A 26,209-nucleotide genomic window follows, 5' to 3' on the forward strand; every position below is an offset into this window, starting at 1 on the left:
TTGCCACGATCAGCGCCGGGAAGTGTGGCTCGGGGAATGAAGAGAAACATCGCACCGCCTCGATATCGAGTGGAAACCATGTGGCGATCCTGCGAGAGCGCAGCCGAAGGTCATCGACCTCGACGAAGGGCCGCTTCGAAGTCCGAACCTCCCCGAAGGTCCGAACTCAGGATCAAAATTTGTCGTCGTCAGGCGTCAGGAGCACCGCAGTGTTGCAGTGCTCGACGCAAGGCTAGAAACCGGTTGCCCACACCTGCTCTACCGGAAACGTTCGGCTTCGCGGGCAAGCTCGGTCAACCGTTCACACAACTGTGTGAGCTCTGAACTCTCTGCGCCCTCGGCAACTGCTGTCGCCACATCTTCGGCAGCGCATCGGACCTCGAACATCCGATCCACGAGTTCGACCGCTTCGACTGCGGTCAAGATGACGGCGTCAGCCGGGATCGACGTGCCCTTGACGGCATTGCGCTGCTCGTACGCACGCTGTCGACAAGACTGGCTGCAGTACCGGCGTCGACGACCGACACCGGTCACCGCGACCTCTCGACCACACCACACACACGGGTTTCCCGAACGCGCAGACTGCGGTGATCCGACGCGTGTGCTCTCAGCCATGAATCGACACTGTACTCGAGATTCGGACGCCTTCGATGAACGCGCACGGTACCCGGTAAGATGGAGAGGTTGCGTCTTCTCGCCACACGGGAACCAATCGGGTGCTCGTGGCGTTGTAGATGAGTGTGAGCGTCTACTCCCCAAGTCAGGGCGCCCACCAGCGGTGACGAACGAAGAGAGGACACCACCATGGCAGATCGCGTACTTCGAGGTAGCCGACTCGGAGCTGTGAGCTACGAGACCGACCGTGACCATGACCTCGCGCCCCGTCGTATGGCCAAGTACAAGTGCGAGAACGGCGAGATCTTCGACATCCCGTTCGCGGACGAAGCCGAGATCCCCGGCACCTGGTTGTGCCGAAACGGCCTCGAAGGCACCCTCATGGAGGGGACTGCTCCCGAAGCCAAGAAGGTCAAGCCTCCCCGCACCCACTGGGACATGCTGCTCGAGCGTCGCTCGGTCGAGGAACTCGAAGAGCTCCTCAAAGAGCGTCTCGATTTGCTGAAGGCCAAGCGTCGCGGCGCATGAACTAGCACTTCGATCAAGACCGTCCGGTTCTACACCGGGCGGTCTTTCTCGTTCTTCGGGGAGTGATCGTTCACAAGTCGACGTCATACTTCGGCCCTTCTTCGACGTGGCAACTTCAGGATGCTTCGCGGTCCTCAAAGACACTTCAGGGCAACGTCATTCAGCATCCAGGCGCACTCGCGGGCCGACAGTGCGCAAATCCTGGACTTGCGCTGGAGAACCATCGGCACTGCTTCGTGCACCAGTGTGAGCTGTATCCCCCACCCCGCGACACACCAAACTTCGGTACACCAAACTTCGGTACACCAAACTTCGATACGGAGTGAACTGGTAGCCCAGTCACTCGGCCGGGTTGCTTGCCAAGTGACGATGGCAAGCAACCCGGCCGACTGGGGTGTGGGTGAATGTTTTGCGGTGCTGAACGGTTCTTCCGCTACTTCCCGGTCACCGAGTGATGCTCTGTGCCGCGGTTCCTTGGCGGAGGCGGGCGATTTCGTTGCGTGATTCGACGACCTGGGGGCTGTCGTCGCCCTTGCTGACAGCTAGGTCGCTGCACAGATCCAGCGCGGCACGAACGATATGTCGTCGTTGGCGACGTTCGGTGCGAGTGGGTGCGGCTTTCGCGTAAGTGCGTTGTTGTCGCCATCCGCCGGCGGCTGTCACCTCGGCGTCGGTCAGGACGCCGGACTCGATTTCCGGGGCGAGAATGTCACGGACGAAGTGGGATTCACGTGGGTGCGCCCAGACGAACGCGATCCACAAGGCAGTGAACGCGAAGACGATGTCGCCGATCATGATGACGAACACGAGCGAACTGCTGCCGCCGGCGATCGCGAGCATGGAATCCCACACGCCGTGGATCAGGATGGGTGCCACGATCAACGCCAATCCGCGTCCGATCCGCCGGGGCTGGGCCGGGGTGCCGATCAGATAGATCACGCCGGCGCAGAAAAGGGCGGTGAACAGGGGATGAGAGACGATGTCGGAGTAGGTGCGGGTGGCGATGGAACCGAGCAGGCCGTCGGTTTGGTGGGCGCCGAAGCCCTGTGTTGCGCCGGCAATCGAGTACAGAAAGTCTTCGCTGGTCTGAAATCCCAAGCCGATGAAAGCACCGAGGAGCAGGCCGTCGGTTGCGGTGCGCACCAGGCGTGGTGCAAGCGCGAGGAGGACTACGATGCCGATGCCTTTGGCGGTTTCCTCCACGAAGGGTGCAGAGAGGCCCGCATGCCAGTCCTGAGCCCATACCTGCCCGAAAATCTTCGAGTAGAGCGAACCGACTGCTCCGTTCGCGGGTACTGCGATAGTGAACGTTGCTGCGGTGGCGCCCCAGATGAAGCCGGTGACCACTAGTCCTACGGGTTGGCGTTCGTAGCGGTCGATGTGCCGGAACCACCATGTCCAGACCGCGGCGCTGATGACGCCGACGATGCCGGCAACGAGGAGTGCGCGCCCGAAGTATCCGGCGAAGGGAGCAAACATCTGCCAGCCTTTGACGAGGCCGAATCCGCACATCCACAGGTATATCCAGAACACGACGTTGCGTGGCTGGAAGAAGTGAAATTTCTCGCCCCAGGCCGTCGTATCGAATGCGCGGGAGCGGGTTTCGAGGAGATCGGTGCTCACTTGGTGTCTCCCTCGTGTGTGCCGATAGAGGCGATCATGTCGGTGATTTCTCGACTGCGGGCGGCGATCTGATCGGGTGGGCCGACTACCTGTACCCGAATTCCCTTGCCGTCGACGACGAATGTGGTTACCGATCCGGCGGACCGCGGAGTGTCAAAGCTGACCTGGACGCCGCTCAGACCCCCGGCGGTGCTGATCGGCTGGCGCGCACCGGAGACCGCAAGCACGGAACTGCCGTTCGTCGCAAGACTCACGGCATCTGTTTGGGAGAGGAGCTCGTCGGCAGTTCCACTGAATGTGTCGGCGTCGACGCTCACGGTGACGGTGCCATCGGTCAACGTCACACGTGGGAGCGAATCGGACGCGCCATGTTGGTCGGTTCGGAAACCACTGTCGACATTCCAGCCCGCAGGTACGGCGAAGGAGACCGTTTCGGTCACGGCCATCCGGTCTCCGGCGCCGGTTGGATCTTCGGAGGAGACAGCGGAATCGATGGCGGGCACGATCACGGTCCAGAGCATCCACACCGCCAAGATCGCGAGGGCGTGTGGGAAGACTCGTGTGTCGAATCCGAGGAAGCGGTGATCCGCTGGTGGACGTCTTCCGTGTAGGGGCTCGTGCTTGTGTGCAGTACTCGAAATAACGCTCAATTTCCCTCGTTTCCATTGCACGGCAGGTGCACTGACTATCGCAGAAACGGACAAATTCCGTGCATCAGCCGGCACCTGCCGGTCATCGAGACGATCGTGCACCAAGTTCCCGTAGGCGCGAGATCACCGAGAGCTCCTAGTCGACTGTGAATCTTCGCATCGCCAGATGTCCGAACACGCCGACCAGAATCAACGTGACGCCTGCGGTCACGGAAACGGAGTCGGTCACCAACCCCGCGATGCCGGTCACGGCTACGAACACCGGCAAAAAGTCGAACAGCCTGAAAATCGACTGCGGTGGTTCGGTTTCGAGGCCCTGAGCCTGAGCGGCCTTGTTCGGCGCATACTCGGGGTACCACTCGGTGAAGGAGATCGCGAAGAAGGTTCCGAGCAACTGCAGAATCCATCCGGTCCAGAAGTTGTCACCGTCGTGCAGCAGTGCGTCTCCGAACAGGCCCACTACGGCCGACCAGGTGAAGGCGAGAGCCCACACCGCCGTAATGACGTAGTTGATGCGCAGAAACAGTGGCGTCGTCCAATACTCTTCAGGCGTCGACTCTTTCGCGTACTGCAAAGTGAAAGGATTGCGGAGCAGGATCGATCCGAAGGCAAAGACCACCAGCGCGATGTTGGTCAGTTCGCCTCCCCAGAGTTCGAACCACCGAATCGTGTTCGCCGACGCGAGGAGGCCGATGGCCGCCAGAACGCCGAAGAACACGACGTCGAAGACCTCCAACAGCTTCACGGTGCCGCCGCGCCGGTGACTGGCCGCCAAGATCAGCAGCGACAACCCGAGGGCTGCGGCCGCGGATTCCTCGAACCTTCCCGGCCCGGAGAGCAAAGACAGCAAGATCCACGGTGACAGGCCGGCGAGCGGTGACTGCAGAACCGCGTCGACGACACTGGTTTTGTGAACTGCATCCCGGGGCTCGGACTTGTCTGGCTCGGTTTTCTCAGGCTCGGTCACAAGAAGCCGCCTTACGCAGGAACGGGTGGCACAGCGAGTACCCGCGTAGGCGCTCCTCGGAACATCGGCAGCCCTAATATCCGATGCTCGGCTCAGATTGCCGCAGTCTCCTCGGGTGAGTGCTCAGCCTGATCTCGGCGCCGGGCCAGCACTGCCATGGCAATCGCGCCGACCGCGCTGATGCTGAGCACGATCTCCGGCACCGGACCTACTCGGCTGGCAAGGGTGGAGCTGGTCGAGAGCGGCACCTTCGCCACCAGGGTCGCCGGCACGAACAGGTCGGTTTGCGAAGTCACCGCACCGTCGGGAGCGATGATGGCGCTGACACCACTGGTTGCGGCGACAACGACGGCGCGGCCGTGCTCGACTGCCCGCACACGCGACATTGCCAGCTGCTGATAGGTCATCTCGGTGTCCCCGAAAGTGGCGTTGTTGGTCGGTACCGCCAGCAACTGTGCACCGTTGCGCACAGATTCCTGGAACGCCCGGTCGAACGCCACCTCGTAACAAGTCGCGACACCGATGGGTACCCCCGCTGCATGGACAACGCCGTTGCCCTCGCCGGGAACGAAATTGCCCGCGCGATCGGCGTACGAGGAGAAGTTCCGGAAGAAGCTTCGGTAGGGCAGGTATTCGCCGAACGGCTGAATGATCTTCTTGTCGTGCTGTTCCTGAGGACCGTTGGCGCCGTCCCACACGATCACCGAATTGGTGGTCGTACGATCGGCGTTCACGAGTACGGTGCCGACAAGAATCGGCGCTCCGATCGCTTCGGAGGCCCGGGTGATGTCGGCAGCGGCATCGGCGTTTCGCAGGGGGTCGATGTCCGAGGCGTTCTCCGGCCAGATCACGACGTCAGGCTGATCGACGCGGCCCGCGTCCACCTCGGCAGCAAGTTTCACGGTTTCGGCGACATGGTTGTCGAGGACCTGCTTGCGTTGCGAGTTGAAGTCCAAGCCCAACCTCGGAACGCTTCCCTGAATGGCGGCGACGGTGATCGTTCGATCACCGGAATCCATGGTGGACAAGAACGGCGACACCACGAGAGCAATGATCACGGGCACGAGGGCAGCGGCAACAGCTCCGAAGAATCCTCGGTCCCATCGTTTGGCCGCGACAGCGACTGCAACTGCTGCCAAGCCGGTACCGGTCAGGGCCACCGCGAAGCTGAGCAGCGGCGCACCGCCGACACTCGCAAGAGGGAGGAGCCACCCTTCGGATTGACCGAATGCGAGCCTGCCCCAAGGAAATCCGCCGAAAGGAACGCTGGAACGAAGCCACTCGGTGAGCGTCCAGGTCGCAGCAATCCACAAGGGTGCCCATGGCAACCTCGCCACCAGAACCGCAAGCAGCCCGAACAGTCCGATGAACAACGACTCCACCGCGGCCAACGCGATCCACGGGACCGCACCTACGAACACACCGATCCACGGAAGCAACGGCACCAGAAATCCGAGACCGGCCAAGTATCCGTAACCGAAGCCGGCACGAAGGCGCAGTCCGCCGCGCCCGAAGTTCGTCAACACACACGTCAGAAGAGCGATCCCGACGGGCGCCAAGAACCACAGCGGGCGGGGTGGGAACCCTGCGAAGATCAGGAATCCACCTGCGGCCGCGTACAGCGAACGTAGCCATGCGGAACCGGTGAGCACAGCGCTCACACGGGAGCGATCACCGACAGACGCCTCTGCGCCGGCCTCACTCACTCGACGAGCCGCGCTGATAGACGACGCGTCCGCGATGCACCGACTTGATGCAGACCGGAATCGGCGCATCTTCCGCCAGCCTCGGCAGAGCGGGTACGCGCGAGCGCGGATCGGTAGACCATCGCTGAACCGAGTCGGCGGGTGCGCTCACTTCGAGTTCGCCTGCCTCCCACAACACGTAGGAGGCCGGTGCGCCCGGATTGAGGGTTCCCGCGGCGCCGTCCCGCACTCCGCCCGCGCGCCAGGCGCCGCGAGTTGCCGCGGAGAAGGCCGCACGCGGCGAGATTCCACTTCCGTCGGTGCGGTGCTGGACAGCGGCGCGCAGCATCGCCCACGGCTCGATGGGGGTGACCGGGGCGTCGGAGCTGAATGCGAGCGAGACACCCTTACCGGCAGCAGGTGCAAACGGATTCAACGCTGCTGCGCGCTCTACTCCCAGGCGCGTGGCGTAAAGACCGTCGGTGCCACCCCACAGTGCGTCGAACACCGGTTGGACGCTAGCGATGACACCCAAGGCGGCAAAGGTTTCCGCGTCGGCCATAGACATCATTTCCGCGTGCTCGAGGCGGTGACCCAACGCGGCGACCTTGGGGCCACCCAGTTCGTCGGCGACCCTGCGGAACGCGGCAGCTGCCGACGAGACGGCGCCGTCACCGATGGCATGGAACCCGGCCTGGACGCCCGCGAGGGTACAGGCCCGGATGTGTGCGGCGATCGCGTCGACGTCGAGGTAGGCATTGCCCGTCGAATCAGGTTGGTCTGCATAGGGTTCGAGCAACCACGCGGTATGCGAACCGAGCGAGCCGTCGATGAAGAGATCCCCGCCGAGTCCGTCTGCTCCGGTTTTGTCGAGGAGCGCGCGAGCATCCTCTTCGCTGTCGACACGCTCACCCCAGTAGCCCCGAACCTCCACGCCGTGATCGTGGGCCAACAGTTCCTGGAAATCGGTCAATCCCGAGATGTCCGGTCCCCCGCACTCGTGAACGGCCACGATTCCGCGTGAGGCGCAGAGATCGAGCGCAGCGGTACGAGCAGACGCGCGCTGAGTTTCCGTCAGCAGATTCCGAGCGGCATTGCGCGCCAGGTGGTGTGCGTCGAACGTCAACGGGCCTTCGGCTGAGTATCCAGCGGTGTCGGCGAGGCCGGAGATCCCGTCGCGCAATGCGCTCGAGCACGCGGCCGAGTGAACGTCGATCCGCGAGAGATACACCTTGCGGCCAGGGGCGGCCGCGTCGAGATCTGCGGTCGACGGCGGGGTCTGCTCGGCCCACTCGGTGTCGTCCCAACCGTGTCCCCAGATGACTGCGTCGGGATGGGCAGTTTCGGGGTTCGCGGCTGCGAATGTTCGTACTCGCGAGAGACATTCGTCCAGAGAGTTCGCGCCCACGAGATCGAGGCCGACGAGATTGAGTCCCAGTGCGGTGATGTGGACGTGGGTGTCGACGAACCCGGGAGTGACAAACGCACCACCCAGGTCTTCGATCTCCGCGGCGGGGTGCAACGCCCGTCCGGCGCGCTCGTCGCCGACCCACACGACGGTGCCGTCGGTGATGGCGATCGAGGTCGCGTCAGGTGCAAATGAACTGTAGATCCGGCCGTTGACCAGCAGACGAGTAGTCACGAGCACCCAGTCTGCCTGTTAGTACTGCGGCCCCCGCGAACGGGTGGGTGTATCCGTGTCCAGAATCTCACCCTCGAGCACCAGTTCCTTGCCGTTGCTGGCGACGTACTCGGTGGTTTCGGGTGTCTCGACGATGATCTCGCCGTCGATCACCTCGCCGTTTCCGCGCATCCGCGCCGCGTAGCCGACGGTTCCGGCGAAGGCGTCACCACCGGCGGCAAATGCGGCTGCGCGCTTACCTGCCAGGAGCACTGCAAGCGGGCGCAGCGCCCAGCGGGTCGGCGGAATCAGAAGCAGCAGGCCCAGAACCGAAGTCACGAGTCCGGGTACGAACATCAACGCGGAGCCCGCCGCGACCAGGGCGCCGTCGGCGACCGCCAGTGACGGCGATCCCTCACCCCGCGTGGCCTTACGGAACCCGTCCATGACCCGTCGCCACTGCGAGCGCATGAGGATCAATCCGACAAGCGATCCGGCGAGAAACAGCAGCACTGTCCAGGCGACACCGATGGCGTTGCCCACGATGACCAAGGCTGCGATCTCGACGATCACGTAGAGGAGAAATACGGCGGCGATCATGACGTCCCCTTTCAGACGGTCTATTCGTTCAACGCTCGAGAGGCCGGTTTTTCTCCCGACAACGACGCAGAGGTGCAAAACAGGTGGGTGCCGTGAGTCACACGGGCCTTCTCTCACGCACGTGCGACTTGCCTGGCGTTAACTAACGCTCCGCTAACGATTCTAAACCTCAAGTTGACGTTGAGACTCTGCGCATGGTCAAGTCACTTCGGGCCGCATTTCCCGGCCTCATGAAATGAAGGAGCCCGACATGAGCCGACTCCCCGGCAAGACACTCGCCCGACGCATTCCCGCTGCCATCGCCGGCACTGCCGCCGTCGTGGCACTCACCGCCGGCAGCGCGATGATCAGCGCGGGAACCGCGGCCGCAGAACCGGTGGTACCCGAAGGAATTGCCGCACTGATCGCGCAGGCCGCAGCCATCTCCCCCGAAGCCTCTGCTGCTGTTCAGCAGTTGATCGGCACGGCAGGCGCTGATCAGATCACGACCGCTCTCGATCTCCCGGACATCGGCGTCACCAAGCCGCAGTCGTTCATGTACCCCGCACCGACGGTCGGGTGTGGCGTGGCTGGTGAACCCGTCACCGTCACCCTCAGCTCCGCACAGGCCGGTCCGAACTTCCCGTTGCCGCCGTGGGTCGAGGCCGACCATCTCCGGTTCCAGGCAATCCCGGGTTACGTCGGCATACCCAAGACCTCAGGGTTGAGTGTTGCCTGGATCAACGTCGGCACGTTCAAGGGCGGCATCGTCCCGTTGGACGAGAAGTTGCCCGTACTCGATACGCCGTTGCTCTCGAAGGTCGTCGACACCGGTGACGGCAAGGTGTTTGCCGCTCTGTTCGGCAATGTCGATTACGCAGACGGGAAGACCTGCATCGTGCTGCCAACAGTGGGCGCTTTTGATGCTTGAGCAGAGCGAAACGCTCGCTGCCTGACAGACGGCTGGCCTACGCGCCCGGAGTCACCAGTCCGGTCTCGTAGGCCAGCACCACAGCCTGCACACGATCACGCAGATCGAGTTTGGTGAGAATGCGTCCGACGTGCGACTTGATCGTCGATTCGGACAGGTACAGCTGCTGTGCGATCTCGATGTTCGACAATCCCGTGGCCACGTGCCCGAGTACTTCGCGTTCGCGTTCGGTCAGGACGTCGAGAACCACCGGATCGCGTCGCGGCGCCGGACCGTCCACGATGAACCTCGACAGCAGACGACGTGTCACCTTCGGGGAAACAACCGCGTCACCGGCTGCCACGCTGCGGATAGCCGACACGAGGTCCTCGGGCGGGGTGTCTTTGAGAAGAAAACCACTCGCTCCGGCACGCAGGGCGCCGAGCGCGTGTTCGTCCAGGTCGAACGTCGTCATCACCAGGACCCTGGATTCGATCCCGGACGCAAGAATCTGCTCCGTCGCTTTCACCCCGTCGACAATCGGCATCCGCACGTCCATCAACACGACGTCAGGCTTCAGCGCCACCGCCGCTGCGACCGCCGCGGCTCCGTCACCGGCCTCACCGATAACCGAGATGTCTTCATGTGCTTCGAGCACCATGTTCAGGCCCATCCGCATGAGTTCCTGGTCGTCGACTAGCAGCACGGTGATGGGCACGGCGTAAACCTATCGGGCCTGAGACGTCGGTGCCAATGCGATTGCGGCGAGCCGGTATCAATCGTGGATCTCGAGCGGCAGCTCTGCGTACACACGCCAACTGCCGTCGGGGCGTCGTCCGGTCTCGAGCGTCCCGTGCAGTACCGCCACCCGCTCACGCATGCCGACCAGTCCATTCCCCGAACCGTGGGAGAAGGTCGAACTCGACGTTCCGTTGTCGACGACCTCGAGTAGTACCGCGGTGTCGGTGCGGCGCACGGTGACTCGTGCCTTCGGGTTTGCGCCGGCGTGGCGGAGGACATTGGTCAGTGATTCCTGAACGAGGCGATGAATTCCCAGGCTGACTGAAGGACTGACGTCGTCGAGCTCGCCGGTCAGCTCGAGGCGCACGCCGAGACCAGCGGCCCGCATCATCTCGACGACCTTGGCGATGCCGGCAGTTCCGTGTTGCGGCATCGCATCACTACTGACCTCGGTGCGCAGCAGCGAGACGGTACGGCGAAGCTCGGCAAGGGCGTCGCGTCCGGTGCTGGAGATGTTGCCGAGCGCCTTCTTGGCCAACGCGGGATTGGAATCGACCGCATACGACGCGCCGTCCGCCTGGACGATCATCACGCTGACCGCGTGGGCGACGACATCGTGGAGTTCGCGGGCGATTCGGGTTCTTTCCGTGGCCACCGCATCCTCGGCACGCCGATCCCGTTCGTATTCGGCCACTTCGAGTCTGGCGGCCACTTCCTCGTCGTAGGCGCGGCGGGCGCTCAAGAACTCGGCGGTGATCCAGGCGAGTGCATAGAGCAGGGTCGCAATGATGATCGTGAGGATCACGTCTTCGCGGATGACGAGCAACGAGAGTGTCATGTCCAGGGCAAGGAAGCACGCAAAAATCGCCCCGGTGCGTCGATCGACATACGCAACGAGTGTGTAGAGCGAGACCCCGAGCGCCAACAGGCCTGGATGTTCCGCAGCCGGATCCCCTGTCGCCCACATCATCAAGGTCGCGAAGTACGACATCGACAAGATCGACGCGGCGGAGATACGCGGATATTTGCGACGCCACACGACGGGAAAGCAGATCAGAAATCCGACGACGAGCTGAGGCCACCGCTCCTCACGCGGCGAACTGACGAACGTGACTACCTCGAGCGCGAAGAACACGAGCGCCAGCGCGCTGTCCGCGATCATCGGCTTTCCTCGCAGCCACAGGCTGAACCTCCGCATGTGCTCAAGAGTGTCACAGCTGTGAAAGAGTCACCGCCGTGGATATTGCTGATTGGGGACTGCTGATGACGGCAGCGACGGCGGCGGGTTGGGTCGACGCCGTGGTCGGCGGCGGTGGATTGATTCTGTTGCCGGCGCTCTTTCTGGTCGCCCCGCAATTGACCCCACAGGCGGCACTGGCCACCAATAAATTGACGGCATTCACCGGGACGAGTGCTGCGGTGTACACGTTCTCCCGTCGAATCCCGATGGAGTGGCGGCAGATGGCGCCGGCAGCCGCGTTGGCTGCGGTGACGGCCGCGTGCGGGGCGGCGGCCGTTTCGCTGATCGACAAGAAGTACTTCATTCCGATCGTGATGGTCGTCCTCGTCGCCGTCGCCGTATTCGTGACAATGCGTCCGACGCTGGGCACCACGATCGCGACTCATCGTCCGACGCAGCGCAAGACCGTCCTCGTCCTGCTGCTCTCCGCCGGACTCATCGGCCTCTACGACGGTCTGCTCGGACCCGGCACCGGCACCTTCCTCATCATCAGCTTCGCGACCTTCCTCGGAACCGAATTCGTTCGGAGCGCAGCGATGGCGAAGGTGATCAATCTCGGTTCCAATTTCGGCGCGCTCGCCTACTTCGCCGTCACCGGGCATGTCTGGTGGAGTTTGGGTTTGGCGATGGCGGTGTGCAACGTTCTCGGCGCGGTCATCGGTTCGCGGATGGCGCTGAGCAAGGGATCCGGATTCGTGCGGATCACGCTGTTGGTGGTCGTGATCGCCATGGTGATTCGCCTCGGATGGCAGCAGTTCGGCTGAGATCGGCGGTCGTCGGCTAGCGTCGTGTGCGTGACCGTCACCCGAGATGTCGATGCAGATTTCCTCGCCCTCCCGCTGCGAGCTGTCGCTGATGCGGCGCTGTCGGCAGCGAGAACGGCCGGCGCCCAGCACGCCGATGTTCGTGTCCACCGCGTGCTCACACAGTCGATCAGGTTGCGCGACGGCGTAGTTCAGGCGGTGTCCGACGGAGACGAGATCGGGGTCGCCGTCCGTGTGATCGTCGACGGCACGTGGGGATTCGCCTCGCACGCCGAGGTGTCCCCCGATGTCGCTGCTGCGCTGGCACGCCAAGCGGTCGAGGTCGCGAAGGCATTGCGCTCGCTCAATCGGGATCCGGTCACCCTCGCCGACGAGCCCGTCTACGCCGACGCGACGTGGGTGTCGCCGTACCTCGAAGATCCCTTCGCGACACCGACGGCCGAGAAGGTAGGCCTGCTGGTCGACTACTCCGGACGGCTTCAAGCCGCCGACGGCGTGGATCACGTCACGGCGAGTGTCCTCCAGGTCAAGGAGCAAACTTTCTATGCGGATCTGGCCGGTTCGTCGATCACCCAGCAACGGGTGCGTCTACACCCCGAGTTCGAGGCCACTGCCGTCGACAAGTCGGCCGGCAGCTTCGAATCGATGCGCACCTTGGCGCCGCCGGTAGGCCGCGGATGGGAGTACCTCGGGGCGGAGAGCACATGGAACTGGGGCGATGAGCTCGCGCAGATCCCGGAGTGGCTGGCCGAGAAGACCAAGGCACCGACCGTCGAAGCGGGTCCGACCGACCTCGTGATCGATCCGACCAATCTGTGGCTCACGATCCACGAATCCATCGGACACGCCACCGAATACGACCGCGCGATCGGCTACGAAGCGGCCTACGCCGGTACGTCGTTCGCGACGCCGGACAAGCTGGGAACGCTGAAATACGGAACGCCACTCATGCACGTGACCGCCGACCGAAACGAAGAGCACGGCCTGGCCAGCGTCGGATTCGACGACGACGGCGTCGCCTCTCAACGGTGGGATCTGGTGGCAGAGGGAACACTGGTCGGGTATCAACTAGACCGCGTGTTCGCGCCGAGGCTGGGGCTGACGCGTTCCAACGGTTGCTCGTACGCCGACTCCGCACATCACGTTCCCATCCAGCGAATGGCCAACGTCTCGCTCTCCCCCGACCCTTCTACGGACACCTCGACTGCAGACCTGATCTCGCGAGTCGAGAACGGCATCTACGTCGTCGGTGACAAGTCCTGGTCGATCGACATGCAGCGCTACAACTTTCAGTTCACCGGTCAGCGGTTCTTCAAGATCCGTGACGGAAAGCTCGACGGTCAGGTGCGCGACGTGGCGTATCAGGCGACGACGACGGATTTCTGGGGCTCGATGGAAGCCGTTGGCGGTGAGTCGACCTGGCGCCTGCAGGGGGCGTTCAACTGCGGCAAGGCGCAACCCGGTCAGGTTGCGGCGGTCAGCCACGGCTGCCCGTCCGCTCTGTTCCGCGGAGTCAACATCCTCAATACTCGTTCGGAGGCTCAGCAGTGATCGATCCGCAGCAGGTCGTCGAGCGTGCACTGGCCGCGAGGACGGTAGACGAATCGTTGGTGATCGTGACCGATGCGAGTGAGGCGTCGCTGCGGTGGGCCAACAATTCGATGACCACCAACGGAGTTTCGCTGTCCCGGTCGTGGACGGTGATCTCGATCGTGCGCGAGGGTGACATCGCGAAGGTGGGCACTGTCAGTTCCAGCAGTGTCGATCCGGAGCAGATTTCCGTACTCGTACAGGCAAGCGAAGAAGCTGCGCGCACAGCCACTCCGGCTGACGACGCGTCCGACCTGATCACGCAGTCGGCGGCAGAGACCGACTGGGACCTGCCGGCCGCCCTGACCGACATCGGTGTCTTTGCTCAGTTGGCTGCCGACCTGGCGAAGGGCTTCGACGGCGGCGACCAGTTGTTCGGCTTCGCTCACCACCAGTTGCACACCACCTGGCTCGGCACCTCGACGGGCGTGCGACGTAGAACGGCTCAGGCCACCGGCTCCGTGGAAATCAACGGCAAGCGCGGCGACGCCAGCGCCTGGGTCGGATCCGGAACTGTCGATTTCAGCGATATCTCGATACCGAAGCTCTTGTCGCAGTTGACCACTCGACTCGACTGGGCGGGTAACTCCGTCAGTCTGCCTGCCGGCCGCTACGAGACAATTCTTCCGCCGTCGGCTGTGGCGGACCTGATGATCTATCTGATGTGGACCATGGAGGGTCGCGGCGCCGAAGAGGGCCACACCGCACTGTCCACCACCGGTGGTACCCGGATCGGCGAGAAGCTCGGATTGCCACTGACACTCACCTCCGACCCCGGCGCCGAGGGCTTGCAATCCGCGCCGTTCGTGATCACGACGTCGTCGAGTGAATCCGTCTCACTGTTCGACAACGGTATGGAGATCGAACCCGTCGACTGGGTCCGCGACGGGGTTGTCAATGCGCTGGCGTACCCGCGCCACGCTGCGCGAGAATTCGGTCGACCCGTCGCAGTTCCCGGCGACAACCTCATCCTGACCGGTGGTGACGACACCTCGATCGAGGACATGATCGCAGGTACCGAGAAGGGTCTACTGCTCACAACCCTCTGGTACATCCGTGAGGTCGATCCCACGACGCTGCTGTTGACCGGACTCACCCGTGACGGGGTGTATTTGATCGAGGACGGCAAGATCGTCGGCGCCGTCAACAACTTCCGTTTCAACGAGAGTCCGCTCGATCTCCTGCGGCGGGTCACCGAGGCTGGACGCACCGAGATCACGCTTCCCCGGGAGTGGAAAGACTGGTTCACCCGCACGGCCATGCCGCCCATGCGGATTCCCGACTTCCACATGTCCTCGGTCAGTCAGGCGCAGTGATGGCGAAGGTCGTGATCGCCGGCGGCACCGGCGCTCTCGGCCGCCGAATCAGCGACGATCTCGCCGACCGCGGATATGACGTCGTGGTCCTGACTCGCTCACCGAAACTCGGCAAGCACAGGCAGGTTCAGTGGGACGGCGTCACGGTGGGCGACTGGGCGGGAGAACTCGACGGCGCATCGGTGATCAATCTGGCCGGCGAGTTGGTCGATCGCCGACCCACACCGGCAAACATCGCACTACTCACCAGTTCCCGAGTCGATCCGACCCGCGCGCTGGTCGAAGCGTCGAAACTACTGGCGAACCCTGTTCCGGTGTGGATCCAGGCGAGCACACTCGCGATCTACGGCGACGCCGGAGAGACCCGACTCGACGAGGCTTCCCCACTCGCTGACGGACCACCTCAGATGACCGACGTCGCAAAGGACTGGGAGGCCGCGGTCGAGGGAGCAAACACGTCACGAGTAGTGATCCTGCGAACCAGCGTCGTATTGGAGAAGGGCACACCGGCGCTCGAGCGATTGCTGTTGCTCGTGCGTCTCGGACTGGGCGGACGCGTCGCCTCGGGTAGGCAATGGACCAGTTGGATTCACATCGAGGACTGGCTGTCGATCGTTCGTTGGGCACTCGAACCCGTTTCGGCTGCCTCGGGCGTAGTCATCGCGACGGCTCCGGATCCCGTCCGAAACTCAGAACTGATGGCCGGGCTGCGCAAGCACCTTCACCGGCCACCTGCGCCGCCGACGCCCGCTTTCATGGTCAGATTCGGCGCGTTCCTTCTTCGCAGCGACGCTGCCCTGGGCCTGACGGGTCGCCATGCCGTATCGAAAGTGTTGGCGGACAAAGGCTTCACATTCACCTATCCGCGCTTCGACTCAGCGTTGGACGATCTGCTCGGCAACTGACGCGCGGTCAGGCTGCAGTGATGGCAAGTCCGATCGTTCCGGTCTTGCCGCGGCGCAGGAGACTGCCTTTCATGGTGATCCAGCCAAGGATTCCGTAGCGCCGCGCGATCGCGTCGCGGGCATGATCGGTGCCCGGCGCGTCGAGGATCTCGGCGACGGCGGCCACCGGTTCACCCTTCGGATTTCCCCGAGCGTCACACGCAGCGACGGTGACCGACGGGTTTCGCCTGATGCGCTTGACCTTGTAGGAATCGGTGACGGTCCACATCAGGAGCTTGTCGCCGTCCGGCGCGGCCCAGAGTGGAGTCGCCACCGGAGTTCCATCCTTGCGGAAGGTCGTGAGTAGGACGTACTTGGCCTCGGAGACGCGCTTGAAGTCGGAGTTCACTCCTCGAGGATAGGTGCGAGCGCCTCCCGTTGAACACCGACAGGCTTCCGCGACTATCTGGCGACCGATCAGTACCACCCAGGAAGTGCCACTTATGCACGTTTTATCCGGTTCTTCTTGACGTCGGACACGCCGTTTCGTCCCCGAACTCCATCTCGAGTTATTCTGAGGCAAACCGTCGAACTGGGGAGTCGAACTTACACATGCAGCGCCGTGACATGCAGCGTCGTGACTTTTTCAAAGCCGCCGGGGCGGGGGCAGCAGTTGCCGCCGCGACACCGCTCATCTCGACGTCGACCAGCCACGCCACCCCCGCACCACTGCGGGCGCTCCCGATGGGTGCTGATCACTACCGCGCGCTCGTCCCCGAGTTGTTCGCACCCTCTCCTACTCCCCCGGAGCATTCCGAAGCCATCGTCATCGGGTCCGGATTCGGCGCAAGCGCCACCGCCCTCAGACTGGCGCAGAGCGGCACCCAGATCACCATCCTCGAACGCGGACTTCGCTGGCCCCACGATCCGCAACGGGAGATTCACACCTCCGACATGCTGGCCGACGGCCGCGGAGTCTTCCGGCGAACATCGTTCACCAACCTCACCGGACTCCCCGTGGCGTGCGACTACTTCAGCGGCGTCCTCGATGCCACCGACTACCAACACATCTCGGTCTGGCGCGGCGCTGCAGTCGGCGGTGGTTCCATCATCTTCACCGGCGTGATGATCGCGCCCGAGCGCCGATTCTTCGACGCAGTCTTCGGCAACTCCCTCGACTACGACGAGATGGCGTCCACCTGGTACCCCAAAGTGCGCCAGATGCTGCGTCTGAGCCCGTTGCCCGAAGACATTTACCAAACCCCGAACTTCGGTCACTCGCGTCGTTGGGATCAGGACGCTCGTCGTGCCGGATTCGATCCGCAGCGGATCGACGGGATCTGGAACTGGGACGTGGTGCGCTCAGAACTCGACGGCCGAACCCGAGCCTCGGCCACTGTCGGTGACAGCAACATGGGTAACTCCAACGGCGCTAAGTTCGACCTCACACAGAACTACATTCCTGCCGCCGAAGCCACCGGACGAGCCACCGTCTGTTACGGACATCAGGTGCTCGCGATCAGTCGCGAACGTGATGGACGCTACGTCGTCGACGTCGAATCGACGGATCCGACGGGTGGCGTTCTGGCCCGGAAGACTCTTACCTGTGACCGTCTGTTCCTCGGCGCCGGTTCGATCGGCACGTCCGAACTGTTGGTACGCGCCCAGGCGACGGGCGCGCTGCCCAACCTCAACGAACACGTCGGTAAGGGCTGGGGAACGAACGGCGACGCCGGGATGGTGCGCTCGTTCGGCTTCAGTGACGGCACTGCGCAAGCCGCACCGTCGGCATCACGCATCGTCGACGAGTCGGGAATGCCACTCTCCCTGGAAAATTGGTACGTCCCCGGCCTACCCGTCAACATCGGCATGCTCGGAACATTGGGGATGACCCTCGACTCGCAGCGCGCCGACTTCGCCTACGACGGCGGCTCCGATCGGGTGGTGCTGAACTGGCCGAAGAACGGCAACGACGCCACCGTCGAGGCACTACGCGCCGTCCAGAACAAGATGGCCTTCGCCGGCACCACGCTGCCGTCGGCATTGCCGTTCGCGAAGGACGTCAATTCCTCGTTCACCGCGCATCCCCTCGGCGGTGCGGTTCTGGGCAAGGCCACCGACGGTTACGGGCGAGTCAAGGGCTACGACGGCCTGTACGTGATGGACGGCGCTGCCATTCCGGGCAGCACCGGCACCGTCAATCCGTCACTGACCATCACTGCTCTGGCGGAGCGGAACATCGCTCAGATCATCAAGTCCGGACGCTGACACACTTCAGCGCCCGGACCTGCCAGTGATTCTCGAGGTTTACTCCCCCTCGAGTTCGCCTTCGGTTTCGAGGTACACCTGACGCAAGCCGTCGAGTGTCTTCTGCTCGGGGTGCTCCCACATGTTGCGCTCGGCGGCTTCGAGGAGCCGCTCGGCGATTCCGTGCAAGGCCCACGGGTTGGACTGCGTCATGAACTTCTGGTTCTGCTCGTCCAGAACGTAGGTCTCGGCGAGCTTTTCGTACATCCAGTCCGCGACCACGTTTGTGGTGGCGTCGTACCCGAAGAGGTAGTCGACCGTGGCCGCCATCTCGAACGCACCCTTGTACCCGTGACGGCGCATCGCGTCGAGCCAGCGGGGATTGACCACGCGCGCCCGGAAGACACGTGCGGTCTCTTCCGAAAGTGTGCGTGTGCGAACCGATTCCGGTCGAGTGCTGTCGCCGATATATGCCTCCGGCGACTTTCCGGTCAGCGCGCGCACGGTGGCAACCATGCCGCCGTGGTACTGGAAGTAGTCGTCCGAATCGGCGATGTCGTGCTCACGCGTGTCGGTGTTCTTGGCCGCCACGTTGATTCGACGGTATGCACTGCGCATGTCGTCGGCTGCCGGGATTCCGTCGAGCCCACGGCCGTACGCGAAGCCGCCCCAGTTGGTGTACACCTCGGCGAGGTCGTCGTCACCGCGCCAGGTCTTGGAGTCGATGAGTTGCAGCAGGCCGGCGCCGTAGGTTCCGGGCTTCGAACCGAAGATGCGAGTGGTCGCACGCCTGGCATCGCCGTGCTCGGCAAGGTCGGCCTGCGCGTGGGCGCGCACGTAGTTCTGCTCGTCCGTCTCGTCCAATGCGGCGACCAACTGAACAGCGTCGTCGAGCAGTGCGAGCACGTGCGGGAACGCATCACGGAAGAATCCGGAGATGCGGACGGTGACGTCGATGCGCGGGCGGCCGAGCTCTTCGAGATCGATGACCTCGAGGTTGACGACGCGTCGGCTTGCTTCGTCCCAGACAGGGCGAACACCGAGGAGCGCGAACACTTCGGCGATGTCGTCGCCGGAGGTACGCATGGCGGCGGTACCCCACACGGACAGACCCACCGAGCGCGGGTACTCGCCGTGATCGGCGAGATATCGAGCGGCGAGCGACTCGGCCATCGCCTGACCGGTCTCCCACGCCAGTCGTGAGGGAACTGCCTTGGGATCGACGGAGTAGAAGTTACGACCGGTGGGAAGCACGTTGATCAGGCCGCGCAACGGTGACCCACTCGGGCCGGCGGCGATGAAGCCGCCGTCGAGCGCGTGCAGGACCTGCTTGATCTCGTTGTTCGTCTGTCGGAGGCGTGGAATCACTTCGGTGGCCGCGAACTGAAGGATCTTCACGACGGTCTCGTCGTCGCTGAGTTGTTCTGCCGCAGCGGGGTTCCAGTCGGCGTCGTACATGCCGCGAACCAGAGCGTGCGCCTTTTCCTCGACGTCGTCGACACGGTTGCGGGACTCGTCGCCGTCTTCGCTGAGCCCGAGAGCTTCGCGCAGACCAGGGACGCTCTGTTCGCCGCCCCACATCTGACGGGCACGGAGCATGGCCAGGACCAGTTCGATTTCGGCGTCGCCCTCGGGTGCGCGGCCGAGAATGTGCAGGCCGTCGCGGATCTGGACGTCCTTGATCTCACACAGCCACCCGTCGACGTGCAGGAGCATGTCGTCGAACACGTCTTCTTCGGGACGCTCCGCGAGGCCGAGGTCGTGGTCCATCTTGGCTGCCCGCATCAGCGTCCAGATCTGCTGGCGAATGGCCGGCAGCTTGGACGGGTCCAGTGCGGAGATGTTGGAGTGCTCGTCGAGCAGTTGCTCGAGACGGGAGATGTCGCCGTAGCTTTCGGCGCGGGCCATCGGTGGGATCAGGTGATCGACGAGCGTCGCGTGGGCACGACGCTTTGCCTGTGTTCCTTCACCCGGGTCGTTGACCAGGAAGGGGTAGATCAGCGGCAGGTCGCCCAGGGCTGCGTCGGTGCCGCAGTTGCTGGACATGCCGAGCGTCTTGCCGGGCAACCATTCGAGGTTTCCGTGCTTGCCGAGGTGCACAACGGCGTCGGCGCCGAATCCGCCGTTGTCCGGTGTTGCAGCGATCCAGCGGTAGGCCGCGAGGTAGTGGTGGCTCGGCGGCAGATCCGGGTCGTGGTAGATCGCGACGGGCTTTTCACCGAATCCCCGCGGCGGCTGGACCATGAGAACGATGTTGTTGAATCGCAGTGCCGCGATGACGATTTCGCCGTCGGGATCCTGCGAGCGGTCGACGTACAGCTCTCCGGGCGCTGCGCCCCAGTGCTCTTCGACACCGCTGCGCAGTTCCTCGGGCAGGGTAGCGAACCATTCGCGGTACTTCGCTGCCGAGATGCGGATCGGATTGCCCTCGAGCTGCTCGGCAGTGAGCCAGTCGGGATCCTGTCCGCCGGCCGCGATCAGGGCATGGATCAGCGCGTCGCCGTCCTTCGCCGCCAGGCCGGGAACTGCGTCCGGGCCGTCGACCGGACCGAGATCGTAACCGGCAGAACGCATTTCGGTGAGCAGGTCGATTGCGCTCGCCGGAGTATCGAGACCGACGGCGTTGCCGATGCGGGCGTGCTTGGTCGGGTACGCCGAGAGCATCAGAGCAACGCGACGCTCGGTGGTGGGAATGTGGCGCAGCTTGCCGTGACGGACCGCGATCCCGGCGACACGGGCAGCGCGCTCGACGTCGGGGACGTACGTGGACAGTCCGTCGGAGTCGATTTCCTTGAAGGAGAACGGGACGGTAATGATGCGGCCGTCGAATTCCGGCACCGCGACCTGGGTCGCGACGTCGAGAGGCGACAGTCCGTCGTCGTTCTCGTCCCAGGTGGCGCGGCTACTGGTCAGGCACAGGCCCTGCAGGATGGGGACGTCGAGCGCAGCGAGTGCGGCGACATCCCAGGCTTCGTCGTCGCCACCGGCGGACGCGGTCGCGGGCTTCGTGCCACCGGCAGCAAGAACTGTCACGACCATGGCGTCGGCGCGGCGGAGCGTGCTCAGAAGTTCGGCTTCTGCGGTTCGCAGAGATGCACAGTAGATCGGCAGCGCGGTGCCACCGGCCTCGGCGACCGCGTCGCACAACGCCTGGATGTACCGGGTGTTTCCGGCCAAATGCTGGGCGCGGTAGTACAGAACTGCGATGACCGGACCGCTCGCCGAGTCGAGATCGGGCGCGAAATCAGCGATGCCCCAGGAAGGCAGGTGGGCCGGCGGTTCGAACCCGTGGCCGGTGAGCAGGACGGTGTCGGACAGGAAGTGGTGCAGCTGTGCCAGATTCTGTGCGCCACCCTCGGCCAGGTAGTTGTGCGCCTCGGCAGCAACGCCGGCGGAAACCGTCGAGCACTCCATGAGGTCGGCGTCCGGCGCGTGCTCGCCGCCGAGAACGACTACGGGGAGTCCGGAGGCGAGGACCATGTCCAGGCCGTCTTCCCAGCTGCGACGGCTGCCGAGGATACGAACGATCACGAGGTCGACGCCGTCGAGCAAGGGCGGCAAGTCCTCCGAGACCAGCAAGCGTGAGGGGTTGGCCCAGCGATAGGAGACTCCGTCGCCGGCTTCCTGGCTGGCGCGGGCGCTCAGCAGATCGGTGTCGGACGTGGAGAGCAGAAGAATCACGGGTGAAGCCTTCCTGGGGTTTCGCGCCCCGTGGCACAGATCTGTCATCGACGGCGGTTGAGGGTCTGACTCGTGTTTCCGAGCGGAAACACGTCCCGCTCGAGCAACACTCACAGTGGCGCGACCGCACCGGACTTCCACCGGTTTCCTCAACTGCCGTCACTGGTGGTGGTGATGCTACCGGTCCGCAGAAGGCACTCATGACAGGTCGTACCCTGGAGCCATGCCCACGGACCGTTCACAGCCAGACGCGTGCCCGGGTGCACTGCAAGTTCACCACGCCGCCGACGGCGCACTGGCTCGCGTGCGCCTACCCGGCGGACTCCTCACCCCGGTCCAATTGCAGACGCTCGCCGACGCAGCGCGCGATCTCGGCAACGGGCAGATGGAACTCACCTCGAGGGGCAACGTCCAACTGCGCTCGGTCTCGGATCCCGAAGCCTTCGCAGCGCGAATCGCGTCGGCCGGCCTGCTGCCGTCCGCGACGCATGAGCGAGTGCGCAACATCCTCGCGTCCCCACTGTCCGGCCGTATCGGGGGCGTAGCCGACATTCGTGAACTGGTCCACCGTCTCGATTCGGCGATCCAAGCAGATCAAGCATTGGCGGATCTGCCAGGGCGAACCCTGTTCACCCTCGACGACGGGCGCGGAGACATCACCGGGCTACGGGGCGATTTCGGACTCCATGCGCGCAGCGCCACCGAGCATTCACTGGTGCTCGCCGGTCACCACACCACTCATCTCGTCCAGGCGGACGACGCCGTCGAATTGCTCCTCGAGGCGGCTCGATCGTTCCTCGACGTTCGCGACAAGCACTGGCGCCTGGCCGAGGTTCCGGACGGAATCGAACGCACCCTCGAGCAGCTGGGTCTGAGCGCCGAGTCCACCGTTGCGGCGGACCTCACGCCGGATGCACGGCCCACTGTCGGCTGGCTCGAGCAGCGCGACGGGACCGTAGCTCTGGGCGGCGGCCTGCGATTCGGACTGCTCGACGCTCGGCTGGCCGAGTTCCTCGCCGCCGTCGACAAGCCCGTCGTCGTGACGCCGTGGCGATCGGTGCATATCTTCGACCTCGACGAATGGGCAGCCGAGCAGGTAGTCCGGGTGCTGGCACCCATGGGGTTGATCTTCGACGAGAACTCACCGTGGCTCGAGGTCACCGCCTGCACCGGAAGTCCGGGATGCGAGAAGTCGCTCGCCGACGTGCGCGCCGACGCGATCACCGCCGTCGAGCAGGCAGAACTTCCGGTTGTCGGGCGCCAGCACTGGGCCGGGTGCGACCGCAGCTGCGGACGTCCCCGCGGGGACGTAGCGGATGTGATCGCGACGGGTGACGGTTACCGGGTGAATCCGCCCGATCGGTGATGCCTCTATCGTGTGGCACATGATCGAGTACATCCGTGACGGCGCGGAAATCTATCGCCAGTCCTTTGCCACCATTCGGGCCGAAGCCGACCTGAGCCGTTTCCCGGCGGATGTCTCGCAAGCTGTAGTGCGCATGATTCATGCAAGTGGCCAGGTCGATCTCGTCGACGACGTCGCCTTCACACCCGGTGTCGTCTCGGCTGCGCGCGCAGCTCTGCGCGACGGCGCGCCGATCTTCTGCGACGCCCAGATGGTGGCTGCCGGCATCACGCGCAAGCGTCTGCCCGCCGGCAACGACGTCATCTGCACCCTCGGCGATCCGCGGGTTCCCGTGCTGGCGTCGACCATCGACAACACTCGCTCGGCGGCTGCTCTCGAACTGTGGGGAGCCAAGCTCGAGGGCGCTGTTGTCGCGATCGGAAACGCACCCACCGCACTGTTCCATCTCCTGAACCTCATCGAAGCCGGAGCGCCCCGTCCGGCCGCCATCGTCGGAGGTCCGGTCGGCTTCATCGGCGCTGCCGAGTCGAAGGAAGCCCTCATCGAACACGCCAGCGGGATCGATCATCTCGTTCTCCGCGGCCGACGCGGCGGCAGCGCGATCACCGCCGCCGTCGTCAATGCGATTGCGAGCGAAGTCGAATGAGTGCAGGCAAGCTCTGGGGTGTCGGTATCGGCCCCGGCGATCCCGAATTGGTGACCGTCAAGGCCGCCCGCGTCATCGGCGAGGCCGATGTGGTTGCGTTCCACTCCGCGCGGCACGGCAAGAGCATCTCCCGCGGAGTTGCAGCGCCGTACATGCGCGAAGGACAGATCGAAGAACACCTCGTCTACCCCGTGACAACCGAGACCGTTGATCATCCCGGCGGATACCAGGGCGCGATGGACGAGTTCTACGAAGCAGCTGCCGAACGGCTGGCAGTTCACCTCGCGGCCGGTCGAACCGTCGCGTTGCTCGCCGCCGGCGATCCGCTCTTCTACAGCTCCTACATGCACATGCACAAGAGACTGGCCGATCGCTTCGACGCCGAAGTGATTCCCGGCGTCACCTCCGTCAGCGCGGCATCTGCTGCACTCGGAAAGCCGCTGGTCGAGGGTGAAGAGATCCTCACGATCCTGCCCGGAACGTTGCCGCAGGCCGAGCTGACCAGGCGGCTCAAGGAAACCGACGCCGCGGCCATCCTCAAGCTCGGACGTACCTTCCCACCGGTCCTCCAATCGCTCGAGGATTCCGGCCGCTTGGATGAAGCTCACTACGTCGAGCGCGCGAGCACCACACGTCAACGCGTCGAATCCGCTGCCGAGGTCGACCCGGACGGAGTTCCGTACTTTTCGATCGCCATCGTTCCGAGCCCGTCGAACAACCCTCGACCTGCGACCGAGTCTCGCGGCGAGGTGGTCGTGGTCGGACTCGGGCCGGGCGATACCGCCTGGACCACACCCGAAGTGGCGCATGAGCTTTCGTTGGCAACCGACCTCGTCGGCTACGGCCCGTACGTCGATCGCGTGCCGACGCGTCCAGGCCAGCGGCGCCATTCCAGCGACAACCGCGTCGAAGCCGAACGCGCCGCGATGGCGTTGGACCTGGCGAAGAACGGCGCCCGTGTAGCTGTCGTCTCATCGGGAGATCCCGGTGTATTCGCCATGGCTGCAGCAGTTCTCGAAGTTGCCGCCGAAGACCAGTGGCGCGGGGTCCCGGTCCGCATCCTTCCCGGCATGACGGCGGCAAACGCTGTCGCCAGTCGCGTCGGCGCTCCCCTCGGGCACGACTATGCGGTGCTCTCGTTGTCTGATCGCCTCAAGCCGTGGGATGTCGTCGCGCGCCGTATTTCGGCAGTTGCAGCCGCAGACATGGCATTTGCGGTCTACAACCCGGCGTCCAAGTCTCGGACGTGGCAGGTCCAAGCCATGAAGGACCTCGTGCTCGAGCACCGCTCCCCCGAGACTCCTGTTGTCATCGGGCGCGATGTTGCCGGTGCCGAGGAATCAGTTCGCGTCGTGACCCTCGGCGAGCTCGAGCCTTCCGAGATCGACATGCGAACTCTGCTGATCGTCGGCTCCTCGATGACGACGGTCGTCGAAACCGGTTCGGGCCGTCAGGTGTTCACCCCGCGGCGCTACCCGGAGTGAACGCCGCACGGCGATAGCATGGTCTCATGCCCGTCAACCGGACCCGGAAAGCCAGATACGCGCGTAGGCGCAAACGCCGAATGGATCTGATGGAGCACGACCTGTCCGTCGAGCAGTGGTCCGCGCTCAAAGCGGCCTGGGGTGGCTGCGCGTACTGCGGCGAGTCGGACGAGTCGCCGCAACGTGACTGCGTGCTGGCGATCTCCCGCGGTGGGCGCTACACACTCGACAACATCGCACCGGCGTGCCGCTCGTGCAATGCAAGCAAATGCAACAGCGAGGTCACTCTCTGGTTGCGGCGCAAGGGGTATGACGAGAAGGCCTTCCTCCTGCGACACGCGGAGATAGGGATCGAGATGAGGGCGCAGTTCTCGGAGCAGTCGTGACGACCCCACACGAGTTTCGCCCGATCCTCGACGAGTTGATGGAGTTCGAACCTCTGTTTCACCGAACTCGAGTAGCGATGTCACGAGACGAGTTCGATGCGGTCGTCGACCCGCAGTTCCGGGAGATCGGAGCCTCCGGCGCTCGATACACCCGCGACTACGTGCAGTCGGTAGTTGAGCGCCGACGCCTCCGCGGCGAGGTGAACGACGCCGCCGAACTCGGGTGGACGGCTGACCGGCCAGCGCTGAGCCGGATTGCGCCTGACACGTATCTGGTGACGTACCGGCTGGCGCAAGCGCAACGAGTTACCGAGCGATCATCCATCTGGCGGTTCACCGAGAATCGATGGAGCGTGTTGTTTCATCAAGGCACAGTCGTCGAAAGTGGTCTGGAAGCGTGAACGAATCGACCCCCAACCCCACCATTCCGCTTTGGATGGACATCACCTTCACCGTCTTCGTTCTTGCCTGGATCTTCATCACGATTAGCGCGCTCGTGGCGATCGTGCGCACCGATTTCGACCGCTTGGGGAGCAAATTCTGGTGGTCGGCACTGGTGATCGCGGTGCCTGTACTCGGTGCGCTCGTCTGGTTACTGTTCGGTCGACCCCCGCGTGACTCCAGGTCCCGAACCTGATCTACACCGACGGCCCGGCAGTAGTCTGAGTACGGTCCGGTGCTGTCAC

At 64.1% G+C, this 26,209-nt stretch carries 24 protein-coding genes and 1 riboswitch; of the genes, 13 read left to right on the plus strand and 11 right to left on the minus strand.

Features of this window, described 5'->3' with window-relative positions; all coding sequences use genetic code 11:
- Positions 1–258: 258 nt before the first annotated feature.
- The gene (locus tag ASU23_RS23480; RefSeq protein WP_042450945.1) at positions 259–615 is read right to left on the minus strand and encodes a hypothetical protein; all 357 of its coding nucleotides are present in this window, start codon (positions 613–615) and stop codon (positions 259–261) included.
- 189 nt (positions 616–804) lie between these two features.
- Between ASU23_RS23480 and ASU23_RS23485 the strand changes: the two genes are divergently transcribed.
- Entirely contained in the window at positions 805–1,143 is a 339-nt protein-coding gene (locus tag ASU23_RS23485) for an RNA polymerase-binding protein RbpA (RefSeq protein WP_003944971.1), read from the plus strand.
- A gap of 444 nt (positions 1,144–1,587) precedes the next feature.
- Here the strand turns inward: ASU23_RS23485 and ASU23_RS23490 are convergent, their stop codons facing one another.
- The 6 genes from ASU23_RS23490 to ASU23_RS23515 all read right to left on the minus strand — a co-directional run bounded on the left by ASU23_RS23490 (position 1,588) and on the right by ASU23_RS23515 (position 8,289).
- A complete protein-coding gene (locus ASU23_RS23490; RefSeq protein ID WP_042450947.1) occupies positions 1,588–2,766 on the minus strand; it encodes a PrsW family intramembrane metalloprotease in 1,179 nt (392 codons plus the stop codon).
- Entirely contained in the window at positions 2,763–3,416 is a 654-nt protein-coding gene (locus ASU23_RS23495; protein ID WP_228232700.1) for a hypothetical protein, read from the minus strand. Before ASU23_RS23495 ends, ASU23_RS23490 begins: the two co-directional genes overlap by 4 nt.
- 136 nt (positions 3,417–3,552) lie before the next feature.
- Positions 3,553–4,383, minus strand: a complete 831-nt coding sequence (locus ASU23_RS23500; RefSeq protein WP_047270554.1) for a hypothetical protein — start codon at positions 4,381–4,383, stop codon at positions 3,553–3,555.
- 92 nt (positions 4,384–4,475) lie between these two features.
- Positions 4,476–6,044 (minus strand): apolipoprotein N-acyltransferase, encoded by a 1,569-nt coding sequence (gene lnt, locus ASU23_RS23505; protein ID WP_058038859.1) that lies wholly within the window; start codon positions 6,042–6,044, stop codon positions 4,476–4,478.
- Between the two features lie 37 nt (positions 6,045–6,081).
- Positions 6,082–7,716 (minus strand): amidohydrolase, encoded by a 1,635-nt coding sequence (locus ASU23_RS23510; RefSeq protein ID WP_003944830.1) that lies wholly within the window; start codon positions 7,714–7,716, stop codon positions 6,082–6,084.
- A gap of 12 nt (positions 7,717–7,728) precedes the next feature.
- The gene (locus ASU23_RS23515) at positions 7,729–8,289 is read right to left on the minus strand and encodes an FxsA family protein (RefSeq protein ID WP_003944915.1); all 561 of its coding nucleotides are present in this window, start codon (positions 8,287–8,289) and stop codon (positions 7,729–7,731) included.
- A gap of 250 nt (positions 8,290–8,539) precedes the next feature.
- Between ASU23_RS23515 and ASU23_RS23520 the strand changes: the two genes are divergently transcribed.
- Positions 8,540–9,199: a hypothetical protein gene (locus ASU23_RS23520; RefSeq protein WP_003944837.1), complete on the plus strand. Its 660-nt coding sequence runs from the start codon at positions 8,540–8,542 to the stop codon at positions 9,197–9,199.
- A 37-nt stretch (positions 9,200–9,236) separates the two neighbouring features.
- On the opposite strand, the gene ASU23_RS23525 is transcribed toward ASU23_RS23520, so the two are convergent.
- A complete protein-coding gene (locus tag ASU23_RS23525) occupies positions 9,237–9,896 on the minus strand; it encodes a response regulator transcription factor (protein ID WP_003945024.1) in 660 nt (219 codons plus the stop codon).
- A 57-nt stretch (positions 9,897–9,953) separates the two neighbouring features.
- The gene (locus tag ASU23_RS23530; RefSeq protein WP_082661459.1) at positions 9,954–11,081 is read right to left on the minus strand and encodes a sensor histidine kinase; all 1,128 of its coding nucleotides are present in this window, start codon (positions 11,079–11,081) and stop codon (positions 9,954–9,956) included.
- A gap of 74 nt (positions 11,082–11,155) precedes the next feature.
- Between ASU23_RS23530 and ASU23_RS23535 the strand changes: the two genes are divergently transcribed.
- From ASU23_RS23535 to ASU23_RS23550, 4 genes are read left to right on the plus strand one after another with little or no spacing between them, the layout of a single operon-like run.
- A complete protein-coding gene (locus ASU23_RS23535; protein WP_030536361.1) occupies positions 11,156–11,923 on the plus strand; it encodes a TSUP family transporter in 768 nt (255 codons plus the stop codon).
- A 30-nt stretch (positions 11,924–11,953) separates the two neighbouring features.
- Positions 11,954–13,474, plus strand: a complete 1,521-nt coding sequence (locus ASU23_RS23540; RefSeq protein ID WP_003944822.1) for a TldD/PmbA family protein — start codon at positions 11,954–11,956, stop codon at positions 13,472–13,474.
- The gene (locus ASU23_RS23545) at positions 13,471–14,829 is read left to right on the plus strand and encodes a metallopeptidase TldD-related protein (protein ID WP_058038795.1); all 1,359 of its coding nucleotides are present in this window, start codon (positions 13,471–13,473) and stop codon (positions 14,827–14,829) included. Before ASU23_RS23540 ends, ASU23_RS23545 begins: the two co-directional genes overlap by 4 nt.
- Positions 14,829–15,734 carry a TIGR01777 family oxidoreductase gene (locus ASU23_RS23550; RefSeq protein WP_058038796.1) on the plus strand — a complete coding sequence of 302 codons (906 nt, stop codon included), beginning with the start codon at positions 14,829–14,831 and terminating at the stop codon, positions 15,732–15,734. Before ASU23_RS23545 ends, ASU23_RS23550 begins: the two co-directional genes overlap by 1 nt.
- A 7-nt stretch (positions 15,735–15,741) precedes the next feature.
- On the opposite strand, the gene ASU23_RS23555 is transcribed toward ASU23_RS23550, so the two are convergent.
- Positions 15,742–16,122 carry a PPOX class F420-dependent oxidoreductase gene (locus ASU23_RS23555; protein WP_058038797.1) on the minus strand — a complete coding sequence of 127 codons (381 nt, stop codon included), beginning with the start codon at positions 16,120–16,122 and terminating at the stop codon, positions 15,742–15,744.
- A gap of 203 nt (positions 16,123–16,325) precedes the next feature.
- On the opposite strand from ASU23_RS23555, the gene ASU23_RS23560 reads away from it, so the two are divergent.
- Positions 16,326–17,981, plus strand: a complete 1,656-nt coding sequence (locus ASU23_RS23560; protein ID WP_082661451.1) for a GMC oxidoreductase — start codon at positions 16,326–16,328, stop codon at positions 17,979–17,981.
- A 39-nt stretch (positions 17,982–18,020) separates the two neighbouring features.
- On the opposite strand, the gene ASU23_RS23565 is transcribed toward ASU23_RS23560, so the two are convergent.
- Entirely contained in the window at positions 18,021–21,641 is a 3,621-nt protein-coding gene (locus tag ASU23_RS23565; RefSeq protein WP_058038798.1) for a cobaltochelatase subunit CobN, read from the minus strand.
- A gap of 63 nt (positions 21,642–21,704) precedes the next feature.
- Positions 21,705–21,790: riboswitch (cobalamin riboswitch) on the minus strand.
- Between the two features lie 74 nt (positions 21,791–21,864).
- On the opposite strand from ASU23_RS23565, the gene cobG reads away from it, so the two are divergent.
- The 6 genes from cobG to ASU23_RS23595 are packed head-to-tail and all read left to right on the plus strand — an operon-like array spanning position 21,865 to position 26,160.
- A complete protein-coding gene (gene cobG, locus ASU23_RS23570; RefSeq protein WP_058038799.1) occupies positions 21,865–23,007 on the plus strand; it encodes a precorrin-3B synthase in 1,143 nt (380 codons plus the stop codon).
- Positions 23,008–23,026: 19 nt separating this feature from the next.
- The gene (locus ASU23_RS23575; protein ID WP_007729839.1) at positions 23,027–23,653 is read left to right on the plus strand and encodes a precorrin-8X methylmutase; all 627 of its coding nucleotides are present in this window, start codon (positions 23,027–23,029) and stop codon (positions 23,651–23,653) included.
- Positions 23,650–25,137, plus strand: a complete 1,488-nt coding sequence (gene cobJ / locus ASU23_RS23580) for a precorrin-3B C(17)-methyltransferase (protein WP_029255380.1) — start codon at positions 23,650–23,652, stop codon at positions 25,135–25,137. Before ASU23_RS23575 ends, cobJ begins: the two co-directional genes overlap by 4 nt.
- Before the next feature lie 26 nt (positions 25,138–25,163).
- Positions 25,164–25,523 (plus strand): HNH endonuclease, encoded by a 360-nt coding sequence (locus ASU23_RS23585; RefSeq protein ID WP_080961183.1) that lies wholly within the window; start codon positions 25,164–25,166, stop codon positions 25,521–25,523.
- Positions 25,520–25,924, plus strand: coding sequence for a hypothetical protein (locus ASU23_RS23590; protein ID WP_007729842.1), 405 nt, complete (start codon positions 25,520–25,522; stop codon positions 25,922–25,924). Before ASU23_RS23585 ends, ASU23_RS23590 begins: the two co-directional genes overlap by 4 nt.
- Positions 25,921–26,160 (plus strand): PLDc N-terminal domain-containing protein, encoded by a 240-nt coding sequence (locus ASU23_RS23595; protein WP_007729843.1) that lies wholly within the window; start codon positions 25,921–25,923, stop codon positions 26,158–26,160. Before ASU23_RS23590 ends, ASU23_RS23595 begins: the two co-directional genes overlap by 4 nt.
- Positions 26,161–26,209: the final 49 nt, after the last annotated feature.

Origin of the sequence: Rhodococcus sp. KB6 (assembly GCF_001445685.1) — a bacterium.
GTDB classification, from domain to species: Bacteria; Actinomycetota; Actinomycetes; order Mycobacteriales; family Mycobacteriaceae; genus Rhodococcus_F; species Rhodococcus_F qingshengii.

What these genes read in the sequence shown, in the direction of transcription:
- ASU23_RS23520 (WP_003944837.1), top strand. Translation starts at nt 8,540, where the DNA reads ATGAGCCGACTCCCCGGCAAGACACTCGCCCGACGCATTCCCGCTGCC.
- ASU23_RS23585 (WP_080961183.1), top strand. Translation starts at nt 25,164, where the DNA reads ATGCCCGTCAACCGGACCCGGAAAGCCAGATACGCGCGTAGGCGCAAA.
- cobJ (WP_029255380.1), top strand. Translation starts at nt 23,650, where the DNA reads ATGAGTGCAGGCAAGCTCTGGGGTGTCGGTATCGGCCCCGGCGATCCC.
- ASU23_RS23560 (WP_082661451.1), top strand. Translation starts at nt 16,326, where the DNA reads ATGCAGCGCCGTGACATGCAGCGTCGTGACTTTTTCAAAGCCGCCGGG.
- ASU23_RS23480 (WP_042450945.1), bottom strand. Translation starts at nt 615, where the DNA reads ATGGCTGAGAGCACACGCGTCGGATCACCGCAGTCTGCGCGTTCGGGA.
- ASU23_RS23550 (WP_058038796.1), top strand. Translation starts at nt 14,829, where the DNA reads ATGGCGAAGGTCGTGATCGCCGGCGGCACCGGCGCTCTCGGCCGCCGA.
- cobG (WP_058038799.1), top strand. Translation starts at nt 21,865, where the DNA reads ATGCCCACGGACCGTTCACAGCCAGACGCGTGCCCGGGTGCACTGCAA.
- ASU23_RS23485 (WP_003944971.1), top strand. Translation starts at nt 805, where the DNA reads ATGGCAGATCGCGTACTTCGAGGTAGCCGACTCGGAGCTGTGAGCTAC.
- ASU23_RS23515 (WP_003944915.1), bottom strand. Translation starts at nt 8,289, where the DNA reads ATGATCGCCGCCGTATTTCTCCTCTACGTGATCGTCGAGATCGCAGCC.
- ASU23_RS23530 (WP_082661459.1), bottom strand. Translation starts at nt 11,081, where the DNA reads ATGATCGCGGACAGCGCGCTGGCGCTCGTGTTCTTCGCGCTCGAGGTA.
- ASU23_RS23575 (WP_007729839.1), top strand. Translation starts at nt 23,027, where the DNA reads ATGATCGAGTACATCCGTGACGGCGCGGAAATCTATCGCCAGTCCTTT.